Origin of the sequence: Microbacterium binotii, assembly GCF_021398715.1 — a bacterium.
Classification (GTDB): domain Bacteria; phylum Actinomycetota; class Actinomycetes; order Actinomycetales; family Microbacteriaceae; genus Microbacterium; species Microbacterium binotii_A.
In genome coordinates this window covers 1,532,951-1,550,032 of the sequence record NZ_CP090347.1, presented here as the reverse complement: position 1 = coordinate 1,550,032, position 17,082 = coordinate 1,532,951, and the positions used below count along the sequence as shown (strand labels likewise).

17 protein-coding genes and 2 tRNA genes are annotated in these 17,082 nt (G+C 69.9%); 9 read left to right on the top strand and 10 right to left on the bottom strand.

Going from position 1 to position 17,082, the window contains the following annotated elements:
- Nucleotides 1–6: 6 nt before the first annotated feature.
- On the top strand, nt 7–639 hold the full coding sequence (locus tag LXM64_RS07820; protein WP_234075332.1) for a YczE/YyaS/YitT family protein: 633 nt from the start codon (nt 7–9) through the stop codon (nt 637–639).
- Here LXM64_RS07820 and LXM64_RS07815 read toward each other — a convergent pair.
- Entirely contained in the window at nt 599–802 is a 204-nt protein-coding gene (locus LXM64_RS07815) for a methyltransferase (RefSeq protein ID WP_234075331.1), read from the bottom strand. The genes LXM64_RS07820 and LXM64_RS07815 overlap by 41 nt on opposite strands.
- 86 nt (nt 803–888) lie before the next feature.
- Here LXM64_RS07815 and LXM64_RS07810 point away from each other — a divergent pair.
- From LXM64_RS07810 to LXM64_RS07785, 6 genes are all read left to right on the top strand, one after another.
- A tRNA-Arg gene (locus LXM64_RS07810) sits at nt 889–964 on the top strand.
- Between the two features lie 46 nt (nt 965–1,010).
- Complete coding sequence (gene orn, locus LXM64_RS07805; RefSeq protein WP_267955140.1) at nt 1,011–1,634, top strand: oligoribonuclease; 624 nt, start codon at nt 1,011–1,013, stop codon at nt 1,632–1,634.
- Nucleotides 1,635–1,671: 37 nt separating this feature from the next.
- Nucleotides 1,672–1,747: transfer RNA gene (locus LXM64_RS07800), tRNA-His, on the top strand.
- Between the two features lie 33 nt (nt 1,748–1,780).
- Complete coding sequence (locus tag LXM64_RS07795; protein WP_137417113.1) at nt 1,781–2,131, top strand: metallopeptidase family protein; 351 nt, start codon at nt 1,781–1,783, stop codon at nt 2,129–2,131.
- The gene (clpS, locus tag LXM64_RS07790; RefSeq protein WP_234075330.1) at nt 2,122–2,433 is read left to right on the top strand and encodes an ATP-dependent Clp protease adapter ClpS; all 312 of its coding nucleotides are present in this window, start codon (nt 2,122–2,124) and stop codon (nt 2,431–2,433) included. Before LXM64_RS07795 ends, clpS begins: the two co-directional genes overlap by 10 nt.
- Nucleotides 2,430–2,921 (top strand): DUF2017 family protein, encoded by a 492-nt coding sequence (locus LXM64_RS07785; protein WP_234075329.1) that lies wholly within the window; start codon nt 2,430–2,432, stop codon nt 2,919–2,921. The genes clpS and LXM64_RS07785 overlap by 4 nt, the downstream gene beginning before the upstream one ends.
- Nucleotide 2,922: 1 nt before the next feature.
- Here LXM64_RS07785 and LXM64_RS07780 read toward each other — a convergent pair whose 3' ends face one another.
- Genes LXM64_RS07780 through gatC form a run of 6 tightly spaced genes read right to left on the bottom strand, consistent with a single transcriptional unit; the run spans nt 2,923 to nt 8,461 of the window.
- On the bottom strand, nt 2,923–3,462 hold the full coding sequence (locus LXM64_RS07780; protein WP_234075328.1) for a hypothetical protein: 540 nt from the start codon (nt 3,460–3,462) through the stop codon (nt 2,923–2,925).
- A gap of 1 nt (nt 3,463) precedes the next feature.
- Nucleotides 3,464–3,784, bottom strand: coding sequence for a hypothetical protein (locus LXM64_RS07775; RefSeq protein ID WP_137417116.1), 321 nt, complete (start codon nt 3,782–3,784; stop codon nt 3,464–3,466).
- Nucleotides 3,785–3,828: 44 nt separating this feature from the next.
- Nucleotides 3,829–5,085 (bottom strand): DNA polymerase IV, encoded by a 1,257-nt coding sequence (dinB, locus tag LXM64_RS07770; protein WP_234075327.1) that lies wholly within the window; start codon nt 5,083–5,085, stop codon nt 3,829–3,831.
- Nucleotides 5,086–5,136: 51 nt separating this feature from the next.
- Nucleotides 5,137–6,651: an Asp-tRNA(Asn)/Glu-tRNA(Gln) amidotransferase subunit GatB gene (gene gatB / locus LXM64_RS07765; RefSeq protein ID WP_234075326.1), complete on the bottom strand. Its 1,515-nt coding sequence runs from the start codon at nt 6,649–6,651 to the stop codon at nt 5,137–5,139.
- Nucleotides 6,651–8,165 (bottom strand): Asp-tRNA(Asn)/Glu-tRNA(Gln) amidotransferase subunit GatA, encoded by a 1,515-nt coding sequence (gene gatA, locus LXM64_RS07760; protein ID WP_234075325.1) that lies wholly within the window; start codon nt 8,163–8,165, stop codon nt 6,651–6,653. The genes gatB and gatA overlap by 1 nt, the downstream gene beginning before the upstream one ends.
- Complete coding sequence (gatC, locus tag LXM64_RS07755) at nt 8,162–8,461, bottom strand: Asp-tRNA(Asn)/Glu-tRNA(Gln) amidotransferase subunit GatC (RefSeq protein ID WP_137417120.1); 300 nt, start codon at nt 8,459–8,461, stop codon at nt 8,162–8,164. Before gatC ends, gatA begins: the two co-directional genes overlap by 4 nt.
- A gap of 55 nt (nt 8,462–8,516) precedes the next feature.
- Between gatC and LXM64_RS07750 the strand changes: the two genes are divergently transcribed.
- Complete coding sequence (locus tag LXM64_RS07750) at nt 8,517–10,214, top strand: long-chain-fatty-acid--CoA ligase (RefSeq protein ID WP_234075324.1); 1,698 nt, start codon at nt 8,517–8,519, stop codon at nt 10,212–10,214.
- Nucleotides 10,215–10,220: 6 nt separating this feature from the next.
- On the opposite strand, the gene ligA is transcribed toward LXM64_RS07750, so the two are convergent.
- The 3 genes from ligA to LXM64_RS07735 all read right to left on the bottom strand — a co-directional run bounded on the left by ligA (nt 10,221) and on the right by LXM64_RS07735 (nt 14,922).
- Nucleotides 10,221–12,557, bottom strand: coding sequence for an NAD-dependent DNA ligase LigA (gene ligA / locus LXM64_RS07745; RefSeq protein ID WP_419144859.1), 2,337 nt, complete (start codon nt 12,555–12,557; stop codon nt 10,221–10,223).
- Nucleotides 12,558–12,618: 61 nt separating this feature from the next.
- Nucleotides 12,619–13,728: a tRNA 2-thiouridine(34) synthase MnmA gene (mnmA, locus tag LXM64_RS07740; protein WP_234075323.1), complete on the bottom strand. Its 1,110-nt coding sequence runs from the start codon at nt 13,726–13,728 to the stop codon at nt 12,619–12,621.
- A gap of 9 nt (nt 13,729–13,737) precedes the next feature.
- Nucleotides 13,738–14,922, bottom strand: coding sequence for a cysteine desulfurase family protein (locus LXM64_RS07735; RefSeq protein ID WP_234075322.1), 1,185 nt, complete (start codon nt 14,920–14,922; stop codon nt 13,738–13,740).
- Nucleotides 14,923–14,995: 73 nt separating this feature from the next.
- Between LXM64_RS07735 and glgX the strand changes: the two genes are divergently transcribed.
- Complete coding sequence (gene glgX, locus LXM64_RS07730) at nt 14,996–17,080, top strand: glycogen debranching protein GlgX (protein ID WP_234075321.1); 2,085 nt, start codon at nt 14,996–14,998, stop codon at nt 17,078–17,080.
- The last annotated feature ends 2 nt before the right edge of the window (nt 17,081–17,082 follow it).

Genomic DNA, 17,082 nt, shown 5'->3' with positions numbered 1-17,082 from the left:
ACTGGCATGACCACACGACTGATCCGCCTCGTCGTCGGCTTGGCGATCTACGGCGCCGGCGAGGCGCTCATCGTTCGCGCAGGACTCGGCGTGGATCCCTGGACCGTCCTCGCCCAGGGCATCTCGCTGCACACCGGGTGGGGCATCGGCTGGATCGTGAATCTCCTGGGGGTGGCCGTGATGCTGGCCTGGATCCCGCTGCGCCAACGACCCGGCGTCGGAACTCTGGCCAACATCCTCCTGCTGGGGACGAGCATGCAGGTGGTGCTGGATGTCGTTCCCGACGCCGACGGGATCCCCGCCCAGATCCTGGTGCTCCTCGGCGGCATCGTCCTGGTCGCCTTCGCCACCGGCCTCTACATCAGCGCCGGGCTCGGACCCGGCCCGCGCGACGGACTGATGACAGGGCTCCACACCCGCTTCGGCATCCCCATCTGGATCGCGCGCGGCAGCATCGAGCTGACGGTCCTCGCTGGCGGCTGGCTGCTCGGCGGCTCCGTGGGCGTCGGAACCGTCGCGTTCGCGCTCCTCATCGGACCGCTCGTGCACCGCGCCCTGCCGCTGCTGGCGCGACGACCCCGCGTGACGCACTCGCCGATCAGTGCTGACGGAACTCCGGCCACGCCGAGCCGGGCTTGAGTTGCGCGCGCAGCGCGCCCTTCGCGATCTCCATGCTCGGATAGCTTCCGAGATGGTCGTCCGCACCGCTCATCGTGACGACATACTCCCCGGCGTCCTTGCGAATGCTGCCCACCACACCGGTGCTCCCGTAGGCCACCCATAGCGCTTCGGTCGTGCTCATGCCGAACCTCCTCGTCCGTGTGCGGCCGACGCTACGCCGTCCGACGGTCGGGCACCAGGCCCATCGCGCTACGCTGGACGGTGCGGCCCCCCGTAGCTCAGCGGATAGAGCAGGAGCCTTCTAATCTCTTGGTCGCAGGTTCGATTCCTGCCGGGGGGACCACCGTCTCCGACTCGTCCGCGTCGGAACACACGAGGAGGATGTGCACGTGAGTACGACCGATGGCGACCGGCTGGTGTGGATCGACTGCGAGATGACGGGTCTCGATCCGCAGATCGACGAGCTCGTCGAGATCGCGATCGTCGTGACGGACTTCGAGCTGAACGTCCTCGACGAGGGTTTCCAGATCGTCATCCGTCCGGATGCCTCCGCACTGGCGAACATGAACGATTTCGTCACCGAGATGCACCGCTCGTCCGGACTTCTCGAGGAGATCCCCTCCGGTGTGAGCGTCGCCGAGGCCGAGTTCCAGGCGCTCGAGTACGTGCAGCGCTTCGCGCCGATCGAGGGCAAGGCGCCGCTGGCGGGCAACACGATCGGCACGGACCGCGCCTTCCTCGCCCGCTACATGCCCCGACTCGACCGGTGGCTGCACTACCGCAACGTCGACGTCTCGAGCATCAAGGAGCTCTCGCGCCGCTGGTATCCGCGGGTCTACTTCAACGCACCCGCCAAGAACGGCGGCCACCGGGCCCTCGCCGACATCCGCGAATCCATCCGCGAGCTGGCCTATTACCGCGAAGCCGTGTTCGTGTCGCAGCCCGGTCCGTCCAGCGACGACGCGAAGTCCGTCGCAGCGAACGTCGTGTCATCATTTGCCCCCGAGGTGTGAGAGAATCGTTTGGTTGCCCGCGCGAGCGGGAGACATGGTGGCTATAGCTCAGTTGGTAGAGCACCGCGTTGTGGTCGCGGGGGTCGCGGGTTCAAGCCCCGTTAGCCACCCCACTTCTTCCCTCCGTTGCGAGGCAGGGTCGCCTGATGCTTGAGATGGATCACGAGAGCTTCGAACGCCTCGTCGTCGACGAACTCGATCGCCTCCCCGACGACATGGTCGACGGTCTCGACAATGTCGTGTTCGTGGTCGAAGACCGCTCGGACGACGATCAGGGCGAGCTGTTCGGTCTGTATGACGGGTGGGCACTCACTGAGCGCGATCGCTATGGCGTCGGCGAGCTTCCGGATCGGATCGTGGTGTACCGCGAACCCCACCTGAACGCCTGCGCCGACGAACAGGAACTCCGCGACGAGGTGCACACGACGCTCGTCCATGAGATCGCGCACTTCTACGGCATCGATGACGCGCGCCTGCACGAGCTGGGATGGGCATGATGGCCGCGCTCGCGAGTCCCGACATCGACGAACGGGTCGATCTCGGCACGGTCGACGCCCTCGACCCGCACTGGCAGACCGTCGTGTGGAACGACCCCGTCAACCTGATGAGCTACGTCGTCCGCGTCTTCCGCGAGTACTTCGGCTTCTCCCGGGAGGAGGCCACCCGGCGCATGATGGCGGTACACAACGACGGGCACGCGGTCGTGGCGGAGGGGATGCGGGAGCAGATGGAACTGCACGCGCAGGCGATGCACGACTACGGACTCTGGGCCACCGTCCGACGGGCGCCCGGCGCATGAGCGACACGGTCACTCTCTCCTTCACGCGCGTCGAGGCCGTCCACCTCCGGGGTCTCGTCGGACAGTTCGTCGATCTGCTCGCGGACGCGGATGCCGCATCCGACCCGGCTGTGGCGCGCCTGACTCCCTCGGCCTATCCCGAGGACGCGGCGTCGGCGGATCAGTTCCACGCCGCGACCCGCGCTGACCTCCTGCGCCGTCGGAGTGCCGAGGCGGGCACCGTCCTCGCGGATCTCGCAAGCGCGGGAGAACTGGACCCGTCCGACGACGACGCCTTCGACGAGGCGCTCGCACAGATGGATATCACGCTCGAGCCGCGCCAGGTGGCGGCATGGATGCGGACACTCAATGCCGTCCGGCTCGTCCTGGCCGCACGGCTGGGCATAGACGACGAGGACGATCACCCGGCGGACGATCCCCGCTTCGGCGTGTACGAGTGGCTCGGCTATCGGCTCGAGCTGTTGATCGGTGCCACCGAAGACCCGTGAGTCAGACGTTGACGACGTGCGTCGCCAGGGAGCGCGGGTCGTTCTCGCTCAGATGATCTCGCTCCTGAGCAGCCCAGCGATCCCAATGCGGCTCGTACGTCGCACCGTCACGTCGCAGTGCCCGCTCCCGTCTCACAGCGTCGTCCGCCTCCACCCAGACGCGCACCGGCGCCAGCGCAGCCGCCACCGGCGTCAGGACGCCCGCGCCCTCGACGATCAGGGGCGTTCCCGACGCGACCTCGTGCCAAGCTGCCGGGCGGTCGGACTCCCAGTCCCAGCCCTGCCAGCGGCCGACCCGTCCCTGCGTCAGCGGCTCCAGCACGCCGGTGATCGCGGCATCCGCGCCCCGGCGCAATCCATCCCATCCGGGATAGAGCTGGTCGAGCGAGAGGACGGTGTACGCGGGCCGCGCCGCCTGGAGCTCGCGCGCGAGTGTCGTCTTGCCCGCCCCGGAGCGGCCGTCGATGACCACGAGACGCGTCGGCCCGCACACGTCGAGGGATGACGCGATGTCGACGAGCGAGGCGCCGCCCTGCGGCACGCTACTTCTTGAGGGCGCGGATCACGCGGCTCAGCGCGCGACCGGCGACGAAGACGAACGGAATCGCCACCGCGAGCAGCGACACCAGGTTCGGCTCGAAGCGCAGGTCGTCGCCCTTGCGGATGTAGGCGCCCAGCGGAACCGTGTAGCCACCGCCGCCACCGCCTTCGTTGCCGCTGTCGTCGGAGCCGCCCCCGAAGCCGTGCCACGACAGCGCGACCGGGATGAAGCGCACGCCGTCGACGTCCTGCTGTTCGCCGTACACGGAGGTGACGCCGAGGGATGCGGACTGCTTACCGAGATCGAGAACGAAGTTGGCCATGCCCCCACGCTAACGGCAGAAACGCATGACACCTACGCCTTGACTCAGTCGGAACGGGGTGGACGGGGATGCGAGGGCAGCGATCCGCCTGCGCGCGGCGCACCGAGCAGCGCCGCGCGGGTGACCGCTCCGCGACCGAAGCGGCTCGACGCGTCATCGAGGGCTTCTTCGACGCGTCGCCACTCGGCGTCGTCATCCCAGAGGGTCGCCATCGTGCCCGACGAGCGCAGGTTCTCGCCCCGCACCCCGATGAGCCGCACAGGGAGCGACCGGTCGATTCCCGCAAGCAGGCGCAGCGCGGCGTCGCCGATCCGCTGCCCCACGGCGGTGGGCTCGGGCAGCGTCACCGACCGGGACAGGGTGCGGAAGTCCGCGAAACGGACCTTGATCGCCACCGTCGCTGCCTCGACATCGTGCGCCCGAAGTCGCGCGCCCACCCGGTCGGCGAGACGCCGCACCTCGGCGCGGAGCACCGCGTCGTCGTCGACGTCCTCGTGGAAGGTCTCCTCGTGCCCGATGCTCTTGTCGACCCTCTCGACGGACACCTCACGCGCGTCCTCCCCGCGCGCCAGACGCCAGACGCGCTCCCCCATGGCAGGACCGAGCACTTTCTCGAGCACCGGCCGAGGCGTCTGCAGGACGTCGCCGATCGTGCGGATGCCGCGGGCTTCGAGGACCTCTGCGGACCGCGGCCCCACGCCCCACATCGCACGAACCGGTCGGGGCGCGAGAAACGCCGAGGTATCGGCCGCTGCGATGATGAGCAGCCCGTCGGGCTTGCTGAGCGTCGACGCCATCTTCGCGACGTGCTTCGTCGCCGCCGCGCCCACGCTGCACACGAGACCGGTGCGCTCGCGCACCCGGGCGCGCAGGAGTCGCGCGATCGTGCCTGGGCTCCCCCAGAGACGGCGCGAACCGCGCACATCGAGGAAGGCCTCGTCGATCGACAGGGGTTCGACCAGCGGGGTGAACTCGCGGAAGATGTCCATGACCTGGGCCGAGAGCGCTGTGTAACGGTCGAAGCGCGGGGGCACGATCACGGCCGTCGGGCACAGACGCATGGCCTGCGACACCGGCATCGCGGATCGCACGCCGTAGCGACGCGCCTCGTACGACGCGCTGGAGACCACGCTTCGCGCCTCGGGCGATCCGATGATGAGCGGCTTTCCCGCCAACGACGGATCGTCGAGCACGGCCACCGCGGCGTAGAACGCATCCATGTCGACGTGCAGGATGCCGGCGCCGGTGTCGTCGGCATCGGCCGGCGACACGATGCGCCCTGATCCGTCGCCGCGTCCCATACGATCATTCTCCCGCGGACCGCCGACATCGCGGCCCGCGGGAGGGCGCGGTCACTGTGCGGCGCGCTCCAGCACCAGCTCGCGGACGCGGGCGGCGTCGGCCTGCCCCTTCATCGCCTTCATGACCGCACCGATGACGGCACCCGCCGCCTGGACCTTGCCGTCGCGGATCTTCGCCAGCACGTCGGGCTGCGCGGCAAGGGCGTCGTCGATCGCCGCGATCAGCGCACCGTCGTCGGAGACCACCGCGAGCCCACGGGCGTCGACGACCTCCTGCGGCGAGCCCTCGCCGGCGATGACGCCCTCGAGCACCTGGCGGGCGAGCTTGTCGGTCAGTGTGCCGGCATCCACGAGCGCCTGCAGGGCGGCGACGTCGGCCGGGGTGACGAGGTCTGCCGCTTCCCGCTCCTGAGCGTTCGCGACGCGGGTGATCTCACCGGTCCACCATTTGCGCGCGGCGGCAGGGCTTGCACCGGCGGCGATCGTCGCCTCGACCTCGACCAGGAGTCCCCCGTTGGCGACGTCCTGGAACTCGAGGTCGGTGAAACCCCACTCGGCCTTCAACCGACGGCGACGAGCCGCCGGCGGTTCGGGAAGCGCGGCACGCAGCTCCTCGATCAGCTCAGGGGCGGGGACCACGGGCAGCAGATCGGGCTCCGGGAAGTACCGGTAGTCGTCGGCATCCGACTTCGGACGACCCGGCGACGTCGTCCCCGTGTCCTCGTGCCAGTGCCGCGTCTCCTGCGTGATCGTGCCGCCCGCGGCGAGGATCGCCGCCTGACGCTGGATCTCGTAGCGCACGGCACGCTCGACGGAGCGCATCGAGTTGACGTTCTTCGTTTCGGTGCGTGTGCCGAGCTTCTCCGCCCCGCGCGGACGCAGCGACACGTTCGCGTCGCAGCGCAGGTTGCCGCGCTCGAGGCGGGCCTCCGAGATGCCCAGAGAGAGGACGATGTCACGGATGGCCGCAACATACGCCTTCGCGATCTCCGGAGCGCGGTGCTCGGCACCGAAGATGGGGCGCGTGACGATCTCCACGAGAGGGACACCGGCGCGGTTGTAGTCGACGAGCGAGTACTCGGCGCCCTGGATACGGCCGGTGGCGCCGCCGACGTGGGTGAGCTTGCCGGCGTCCTCCTCCATGTGGGCGCGCTCGATCGGAACCGTGACGAGCGTCCCGTCGGCGAGCTCGATCTCGACCTGACCGTCGAACGCGATCGGTTCGTCGTACTGCGAGATCTGGTAGTTCTTGCCGAGATCCGGATAGAAGTAGTTCTTGCGCGCGAACCGGCTCGACGGCGCGATCGAGCAGCCGAGGGCGAGCCCCAAACTGATCGAGGAGCGGATCGCCGTGGCGTTGACGACCGGCAGCGCGCCGGGCAGCCCCATGTCCACGGGCGCGACCAGCGTGTTCGGCGCGGCGTCGTGGTTGTCCGGGTGGGCGGGGTTCGGCGCGGCCGAGAACATCTTCGTGCGCGTGTTGAGCTCCACGTGGACCTCGAAGCCGAGCACGGGCTCGAACAGCTCGAGAGCCTTGTCGAAGTCCATCAGCTTGTCTTTGGCCATCAGCGGGTCCCTCCCAGCACCGGGGCGCGATCGAGCAGCGGCCCGCCCCACGAATCGACGAGCAGCGCCTCGAGCGCCGCCCCCACGCGGTACAGACGCGCGTCCTCACGCGCGGGCGCGAGGAACTGGATGCCGACCGGCAGTCCGTCCTCGGCCGCGACGCCCGACGGTACGGAGATCCCCGGGACACCCGCCAGGTTCGCCGGGATGGTGGTCACGTCGTTGAGATACATCTGCAGCGGGTCGTCGATCTTCTCGCCCAGGCGGAACGCCGTCGTGGGCGCGGAGGGCGTCGCGATGACATCCACCTTCGCGAAGGCCTCGTCGAAGTCGCGCTGGATGAGGGTGCGCACCTTCTGGGCACTGCCGTAGTAGGCGTCGTAGTAGCCCGCGGAGAGCGCGTACGTGCCCAGGATGATGCGACGCTTCACTTCGTCGCCGAAGCCGGCCTCCCGGGTCGCGGCCATCACGTCCTCGACCGTGGCTGCGGCGTGCGGGCTCACCCGCATCCCGAACCGGACGGAGTCGAACTTGGCGAGGTTGCTCGATGCCTCGGCGGGCAGGATCAGGTAGTAGGCCGCCACACCGTACTCGAAGTGCGGGGCACTGACCTCCACGATCTCCGCTCCCTGCGCCTGCATGGCCGCGAGCGCCGCACGGAACGAGTCCGAGACCCCCTGCTGGAAGCCGCGGTCGTCGAGCTCACGGATGACGCCGACCTTGAGGCCTTTGAGGCTCTCGCCCGTGGCGCCTTCGCGCGCCGCGGCAGCGAACGACGGCCAGACGTCGGTGAGCGAGGTCGAGTCGTGAGGGTCGTGACCGGCGATCACGTCGTGCAGCAGCGCCGAGTCGAGAACCGTGCGCGTGACCGGCCCGACCTGGTCGAGGCTCGAGGCGAGCGCGATGGCCCCGTAGCGGCTGACACCCCCGTAGGTCGGCTTCACGCCGACCGTGCCCGTCACGTGCGCGGGCTGACGGATGGAACCACCCGTGTCCGAGCCCAGCGCGAGAGGGGCTTCGAAGGCGGCGACAGCGGCCGCCGAGCCGCCGCCCGATCCTCCCGGGATCCGGTCGAGGTCCCACGGGTTACGGGTGGGACCGTATGCGGAGTGCTCGGTGGAGGAGCCCATCGCGAACTCGTCCATGTTGGTCTTGCCCAGGGGCACGAGGCCGGCGGCACGAGCCCGCGCCACGACCGTTGCGTCGTAGGGCGACATGTAGCCCTCGAGGATCTTGGATCCGCTCGTAGAGGGCATGTCGGTGGTGACGAGGACGTCCTTGATGGCCAGCGGCACACCCGCCAGCTCGCCCAGCACCTCGCCGCTCGCACGGCGGCGGTCGACGTCCTCGGCGGCGGCCAGCGCGCCCGCGTTGACGTGCAGGAACGCGTGGACGTCACGATCCACCGCGGCGATGCGGTCCAGATGCGCCTGCGTCGCCTCGACGCTGGACACCTCGCCCGCGGCGAGCTTGGCGGCGAGATCCGCCGCACTGAGACGGATGATGTCGCTCACTGCTCCTCCCCCAGGATCGCCGTCACGCGGAAGCGGTCCTCCGCCGCATCCGGCGCGTTCTGCAGAACCTCGGCGAGAGACAGTGCCTCGCTGTGCTCGTCATCGCGGAAGACGTTCTGCAGCGGGATCGGGTGGCTCGTCGCGACGACATCCGGGGTCGCGACCTCCGACACCTTCGCGATGTTGTCGACGATCGCGTCGAGCTGACCGGTGAGGCGCCCGACCTCCTCGTCGCTCAATTGGATCCGGGCGAGGACGCCGAGATGGCGCACGAGATCTGGGGTGATTTCCGACACCCCGACAGTCTAGTTCGGCCCCGCCCGACCGCCGGGCGCCCGTAGGCTGTGCCGGGTGACGACCTTCGATCCTCCCCGTCCCTGGGTCCGCAGCTACGCCGCCGGAGTGCCCGACGACCTCGAACCGGTGTCGGGTTCTCTCCTGGATATCGTGCAGGCCTCGGCACGCGAGTATCCGGATGCCGTCGCGCTGCAGTTCTTCGGGCGTGAGACGACGTATCGCGAGCTCGACCGCACCATCGCGCGCGCAGCGGCCGGGCTTCACGCGCAGGGCGTGCGCCGAGGCGACCCCGTGGCCATCGTCCTGCCCAACTGCCCGCAGCACATTGTCGCCTTCTATGCCGTCCTGCGCCTCGGCGCCGTCGTCGTCGAGCACAACCCGCTCTACACGGCGCGCGAGCTGCGCAAGCAGTTCGAGGACCACGGGGCCAAGCACGCCATCGTCTGGAGCAAAGTCGCGGCAACCGTGCAGACCTTCCCCAAGGATGTGCGCGTCTCGACGCTCGTGACGGTGGATCTGACGCGCGCGATGCCCTTCACGACCCGCGCCGCATTGCGCCTGCCGATCGCCAAGGCGCGCGAGTCCCGCGCCGCGCTGCACGCGAAGGTCCGCGGCGGCATCGACTGGGATCAGCTGCTGCGCAGCGAGCCGCTCCCGGCGTCGCATCCCGCTCCGACCGCGGACGACCTCGCCATCATCCAGTACACGAGCGGCACCACCGGCACTCCCAAGGGGGCCAAACTGACGCACCGGAATCTGCTCGCCAACGCGGCGCAGTCGCGGGCATGGGTGCCCTCGATCCACCGTGGTGAGGGATGCGTCGTCTACGCCGTGCTGCCGATGTTCCACGCCTACGGCCTCACCCTCTGTCTCACCTTCGCCATGTCGATGGGCGCGCGGCTCGTGCTGTTCCCGCGCTTCGACCCCGACATGGTCCTCGCCGTGACCAAGAAGCACCCCGCGACCTTCCTGCCGCTCGTGCCGCCCATCGCCGACCGCCTGCTGCAGGCGGCTCAGGCGAAGGGCATCTCGCTCGCGGGAACGCGGATCGCGATCTCCGGCGCCATGGCACTCCCGCATGAGCTCGTCGTGCCCTTCGAGGAGGCGACGGGAGGCTACCTGGTCGAGGGGTACGGGCTCAGCGAGTGCTCGCCGGTGCTCATGGCGAATCCCGTCGCCGAGAATCGGGTGCCCGGCACCGTGGGGCTTCCGCTGCCCGGCACCGAGTGCCGGGTCGTCGACCCGGAGAACCCCCGTGTCGACGTCGCCCCCGGCTCCGCGGGCGAGCTGCTCGTGCGCGGACCGCAGGTCTTCTCGGGCTACTACGGCAAGCCGGAGGCCACGGAGGAGGTCTTCGTCGACGGGTGGTTCCGCACGGGCGACATCGTCACGATCGACGAGGCGGGGTTCGTCCGCATCGTGGACCGGATCAAGGAGCTCATCATCACGGGCGGCTTCAACGTCGCCCCGACCGAGGTGGAGAACGTTCTGCGTCAACACCCCCAGGTGGAGGATGTGGCCGTCGTCGGCCTCCCCGACGAGCATGCCGGCGAGGAGGTCGTCGCGGCCATCGTGGTCGCTCCCGGCGCCGAGGTCGACACCGAGGCGATCCGCAGCTACGCCCGCGGGATCCTGACGCCGTACAAGGTGCCGCGGCGCTTGTTCATCGTCGAGGAACTGCCGAAGTCGCTCATCGGGAAGGTGCTGCGAAAGCAGGTGCGCGAACACCTGCTCGCCGAGACGGCGCGCTGAGCGGACTCAGCCCGCATCCGGCGCCAAGGCGTCGAGTGCCGCCGGTCCCTGCTCCACGAGGATGCGGAACTGCGCGGCGTCGATGATGCGCACCCCGAGCTGTTCTGCCTTCGCCAGCTTGGATCCGGCGCCCGGCCCCGCCGCCACGAAGTCGGTCTTCTTCGAGACGCTGGAGCCTGCCTTCCCGCCGGCCGCGAGGATCGCCTCCTGCGCGCCCTCTCGCGTGTAGCCCTCGAGGGTGCCGGTCGCCACGACCGTGAGTCCCTCGAGCACGCCGCCCTCGACGACGGCGGCGCCGGGACCGGGGTGTCCGGGCGTGGACAGCTGCGCTCCCGCCGCCTCCCAGCGCTCGACGATCTCGCGGTGCCAGTCGATCTCGAACCACGCGATGACCGCATCCGCGATGATCCCGCCCACTCCCTCGACCGCCGCGAGCTCCTCGCGGCTCGCCGAGCGGATCGCCGAGACGGATCCGAACCACTGCGCCAGCGCCCGGGCCGCAACGGGTCCGACATGGCGGACGTTGAGGGCGACGAGGAAACGCCACAGCTCCTTCGTCTTCGCCTTCTCGAGCTCGTCGAGCAGCGTGAGTGCCTGCGCGGACGGCTGCGGCGTCAGCAGTCCGGACTTGCGCTCGGCGGGCGTCGGGTTGCGACGGAACGGGGCGCGACGCACCGGCTCGCCGGTGGCGTCGTCGAGCTTCGGTTCACCGGTCTCCGCATCCCGGACGACGACCTCGATCGGGACCAGTTCGTCGAGAGTCAGATCGAACAGCCCTGCCTCCGTGTCCAGCGGCGCACGTGCGCCCCCGTCCGCCTGTGTCAGCGCCGCCGCGGTCACCTCGCCGAGCGCCTCGATGTCGAGTGCGCCACGCGAACCGATGTGCTCGACCCGACCCCGCACCTGCGCGGGGCACGAGCGGGCGTTCGGGCAGCGCAGATCGACGTCGCCCTCCTTCGCGGGTGCGAGCGGAGTGCCGCAGACGGGACAGTCTCTCGGCATCACGAACGCGCGCTCGGAGCCGTCGCGGAGCTCCACCACGGGACCGAGGACCTCGGGGATCACATCGCCCGCTTTGCGGAGCACGACCATGTCTCCGATGAGCACGCCCTTGACCTTGACGACGTCCTGGTTGTGCAGCGTCGCCTGCCGCACGACCGAGCCCGCGACGCGCGCCGGTGCCATGACCGCGAACGGGGTCGCACGGCCCGTACGCCCGACCGAGACGACGATGTCGAGAAGGCGGGTGTTCACCTGCTCGGGAGGGTACTTGTAGGCGATCGCCCAACGCGGCGCCCGGCTCGTCGCGCCCAGCTCGTCGTGCAGCGCGAGCTCGTCCACCTTGACGACGATTCCGTCGAGTTCATGCTCCACATCGTGACGATGCTCGCCGTAGTGCGCCACGAAATCGAGGACGCCGTCGATGTCGTCGAAGGTCTTGTAGTAGGGGCTCGTCGGCAGCCCCCACTCCGCGAGGAGGTCGTAGACCTCGCTCTGGGAGGCCACGGGCGGCGCCGTCCAGGCGCCGATGCCGTGCACGAACAGCCGCAGAGACGCGAGACGAGCCCGCCCGGCCTCGAGCTCGAGACCGTCCTTCTTGTCGAGTTGCTGACGCAGTCCGCCGCTGGCGGCGTTGCGCGGATTCGCGAACGCCGGGAATCGACGGTCGGCGCTGAGCCGCGCACGCTCCTCGGTGAGGTTGCCGCGCTCACGCGCCTGCTCGATGACGCGTTCCCGCATCCGGGCCTGGAGGGCGTTGAGCTCCTCGAAGGCCGCGACCGGGATGAAGACCTCACCGCGCACCTCGACGAGAGCGGGGTGGCCCGTGCCGCCCAGGCGTTCGGGGATGCCGTGAACGCGCAGCGCGTTGACGGTGACGTCCTCACCGATGCGCCCGTCGCCGCGCGTGGCAGCGGAGGTGAGCACACCGTTCTCGTAGCGGAGACTGATCGCGAGCCCGTCGATCTTCAGCTCGGTCAGCCACCGCACCGGACGCCCCGCGGAGGCCTGGGTCTTGACGCACCAGTCCCGCAGCTCGTCCGGGCTGAACACGTTGTCGAGGCTGAGCATCCGCTCGGCGTGCTCGACGGGCGCGAACATCGTGGTGGATGCCGCGCCGACGCTGAGCGTGGGCGAATCCTGGGTCTGCACCTCCGGATGCAGCCGCTCCAGCTCTTCCAGCCGGCGGATCCAGCCGTCGTAGGTGGCGTCGTCGACGAGCTCGGCGTCTTCGCCGTAGTAGGCGTCACGGGCGCGGAGGATGCGCTCCGTCAGCTCCGCCGCTTCCGCACGAGCCTCCGCGAGGGTCGTGTCATCGTCGATCGAGTCACCGGCTTGCGTCACGCATCGAGTCTAGGTCCGCCCTCAGACACCGCCAGGGCGGTGCGCAGCACCGGCGCCGCGCCTAGGATGCGGTGACGGAGCCGACAGGTACGGCCGAGACCGTGCGGTCGACCGTGAACTGGCCGAGCACGCGCGTGCCGAGATAGAGCACGGCCGTCTGTCCGGGCGCCACGCCGTCGAACGGCTCTGCCGGACGCACCACGACGCCGTCGTCGGAGACGTCCGCATGGGCCGCCACCGGATCGGCGTGGGCACGGATCTGCACCTCGCAGGAGAACGCGGCCTCGCTCGGAGCGGCGCCCGCCCAGCTGACACGTGCGCCGGCGATCTCCGCCGTCGCCAGCGCCTCCTTCGGCCCCACCACGACGGTGTTGCTCACCGGACGCACCTCGAGCACGAAACGCGGCTTGCCGTCGGATGCGGGGACGCCCAGCTGCAGTCCGCGACGCTGTCCCACGGTGAATGCATGGGCCCCGTCGTGACGCCCGACGACCGCGCCCTCGCGATCGAGGATGTCGCCCCGCTCGGCGCCCACGCGCTCGGCGAGCCAGCCCCGGGTGTCGCCATCCGGGATGAAGCAGATGTCGTGGCTGTCCGGCTTCTGGGCGACCGTCAGCCCGCGCTGGGCGGCCTCAGCACGCACGAGGGCCTTCGAGGGGGTGTCGCCCAGCGGGAAGTAGGTGTGCGCGAGCTGCTCGGCGGTCAGGACGCCGAGTACGTACGACTGGTCCTTGGCCTGGTCGCTCGCCCGGTGCAGCTCCCGCCCCTCCGGGCCGTCGACGAGCAGCGCGTAGTGCCCGGTGCAGACGGCGTCGAAGCCGAGCTCGAGAGCGCGCTCCAGCAATGCCGCGAACTTGATCCGCTCGTTGCAGCGCATGCACGGGTTCGGTGTGCGCCCTGCGCGGTACTCCGAGACGAAGTCCTCGATCACGTCATCGCGGAAGCGCTCCGAGAAGTCCCAGACGTAGAAGGGGATGCCCAGCTTGTCCGCGGCGCGACGGGCGTCCATCGCATCCTCGATCGTGCAGCAGCCGCGGCTGCCGGTACGCAGTGTCCCCCCCGCCCGCGACAGGGCGAGGTGGACGCCGACGACCTCGTGCCCGGCGTCGACGGCGCGTGCCGCGGCGACAGCCGAATCGACGCCACCGCTCATCGCCGCCAGAATTCGCATCGTCCCAGTCTACGAGGGCGACGCTGTACGGGCTCCGGCAGCGCGCGCACGCTCCACGGCCCAGGGCAGGGCGTCGAGGAACGCGTCGACGTCGTCCGGGGTCGTCGTGCGGCCGAGAGTGATCCGCAGCACCGAGCGCGCGGCATCCTCGTCGCGGCCGAGCGCGCGCACGACGTGCGAGGGCTCGGGGATCCCCGCTTGACAGGCGGACCCCGTCGAGACAGCGATGCCGCGGGTGTCGAGGAGGAACAGGAGCGTCTCCCCCAGCGCGCCCGGCACCAGCAGGTGCGCGTTGCCGGGGATGCGGTTCTCGGGGTCGCCGAGCAGTTCGAGTCCCGGAACGGTCGCGCACGCCTGGCTCACCAGGCGATCTCGCAACGCGCCGAGACGCGCGGCCTCCGCATCCCGCTCGGCCGCGGCGAGTTCCGCCGCCACGGCGAAAGCGGCAGCGCCCGCGATGTCCTGCGTCCCGGCCCGCAGCCCTCGCTGCTGCGCACCCCCGTGCATCTGAGCGCCGATCCGCGCGGAACGAGCAGTGATCAGAGCACCCGTGCCCACCGGGCCGCCGACCTTGTGCGCCGACAGACTCATCGCGACCAGGCCCGCACCCGCCGGAGCATCGCCTCGCCACCGGCGGAAGTCCACGGGCACCTGGCCGAACGCGGCGACGGCGTCCAGATGCAGCGGCACCTCGGCCGACGCGGCGCTCGCGGCCATCGCCGCCGCATCCGAGAGGGTGCCGACCTCGTTGTTGGCGACCAGCGCGGTGGCGAACGCGGCGCCGTCCACCGCCGATGCGAAGGCATCAAGGTCGATCGCGCCGCGCGAGCTCAGTCGCACAGGCCGCACCTCGGCATGCTGGGCGTCGACGAGGGTTGCGACCGAATCGATCGTCGCGTGGTGCTCCCCGTCCGGGAGCACGATCGCCTCCGCGCCCGCGGCGCGGGTCGCCCACATGCCCTTGACCGCGAGGTTCACGGCCTCCGTGCCGCCGGAGGTGAACACCACCTCGATGGGATCGGCATCGATGACCGCCGCGAGTCGTTCTCGCGCGTCTTCCAGGACGCGCCGTGCCGCCTGGCCGCCGCCGTGCACGGAGGAGGCGTTCCCCGTCGTGGCCGCCGCCTCGAGCCAGGCTTCGCGCGCCTCGGGACGCAGCGGACTCGACGCCGCATGGTCCAGATAGATGTGCACCCGTCCACTGTCGCACGCGCGGCGTCACCGGGCGTCATCAGTTCGTCATGCGCCGATGGCTAGGGTTGTGGGCATGGTCAGCCCGACAACGACCTCCGTTCCCGCGCTCTCGCAGGTCCTCGACCCCGCTCTCGAGGACCTCGGTGTGCGCCTGCACGAGAACGGCGGCACTCTGCGCGTCTTCTCGCAGGCGGCCGACTCCCTCGACGTGGTGATCTTCGACGCCGACGATCTCGACTGGGCGACGGCGATCCTGCCGATGCAGCGCCGCGAACGCGGCGTCTGGGAAATCACATCCGAGCTCCTGGTCGCCGGCGCACGCTACGCACTGCGCGCCGCGGGTCCCTTCGGGGCCGGCAACATCTTCAATCCGCAGACTCTGCTGCTCGATCCCTACGCCCGCGGCATCGTGAGCGGCGGCTTCGGCGACTGGCGTTCGGTCGTCGTCGACCGCGGCTTCGACTGGGGCGAGGTCCGCAAACCGGCCGTCCCCCTGGATCGCACGGTCATCTACGAGGCGCACGTCAAGGGCATGACCAAGCGGCATCCCGGTGTCCCCGCAGCGCTGCACGGCACGTACGCAGGACTCGCGCATCCCGCCATGATCGAGTATTTCCTCGAGCTCGGCGTCACGACGATCGAGCTGCTCCCCATCCACGCGTTCGCCTCCGAACCGCGCCTGCTGCAGCTGGGACTCGACAACTACTGGGGCTACAACACCCTCGGATTCTTCGCACCGCACGCCGCCTACGCGACCGATCAGGCACGCCGGGAGGGGCCGGATGCGGTACTCCGCGAGGTCAAGGGCATGGTGAAGCTCCTGCACCAGGCCGGCCTCGAGGTGGTCCTGGACGTCGTCTACAACCACACCGCGGAGGAAGGCATCGGCGGGCCGCGCTCGAGCCTGCGCGGACTCGACAACCGCGCCTACTACCGGCAACAGGAGGACGGCACGTACGTCGACGTGACCGGATGCGGCAACTCCGTCAACACCGCGACGGATGCGGGGGCACGTCTCGTGCTGGATTCCCTGCGCTACTGGGCGCGCGACGTGCAGATCGACGGATTCCGGTTCGATCTCGCCACGACTCTCGGTCGCGACGATCAGCACCGATTCACGCCGGACCATCCCCTCCTGCGAGCCATCGCCGAGGACCCGGAGCTCGCGGACACGAAGAGGATCGCCGAGCCGTGGGACGTGGGCATGGGCGGATGGCAGACGGGCAACTTCGGCGACGGCTGGCACGAGTGGAACGACCGGTACCGGGACCGCGTGCGCAACTTCTGGCTCTCCGACGTCGACTACGCCCGCCGCGCCTCCACGGCGCCCGTGGGGATCGGCGGGTTCGCCACGCGGCTCGCGGGCTCCTCCAACACGTTCAGCGCCGAGCGGGGTCCGCTGGCGTCCATCAATTTCGTGACCGCCCACGACGGCTTCACACTCAACGACCTCGTCTCGTACGACGTGAAGCACAACCTCGGCAACGGCGAGCACAACCGCGACGGCGCCGACACGAACCGCTCCTTCAACCACGGGGCCGAAGGAGCGACCGACGACGAGCGGATCCTCGCCACCCGCCGCAAGGCGATGCGCAACCTCATGGGCACGCTCCTGCTGTCGGCGGGGATCCCGATGATCACGGCCGGCGACGAGTTCGGCAGGACCCAGCGAGGGAACAACAACGCGTACTGCCACGACTCCGCTCTCACCTGGCTGTCCTGGGAGCACCGCCCCTGGCAGCAGGAGCTCTTCGCGCACGTGCGGCGTCTGATCGAACTGCGCGCCGAGAACCCGGCGCTGCGGCCCATCCGCTTCGCACGCCTCGACGAGGAGACGCCGTCTGCGTCGGTCATGGAGTGGTACGACGAGCGCGGCGAGACCATGTCGGGCGAGCGATGGAACGATCCCGCTCACCGCACGCTCCAGTACGTCGCGGCATCGACCCCCGAGTTCGAGGAGTTCAACCGCATCCTGCTCATCGTGCACGGCAACGAGACCCCGGTGGATGTGCGGCTACCCGTCATCGACGGCGTCAGCCGCTACGTGTCGCTCTGGTCCAGTGCGGAGGAGTCGCCTTCGCTGGAGATGCCCGTCCTCGCGCCCGGCGACGTCGTTCCCACTCCCCCGACCTCGATGCATCTGTTCCGCGCCGAATAGCA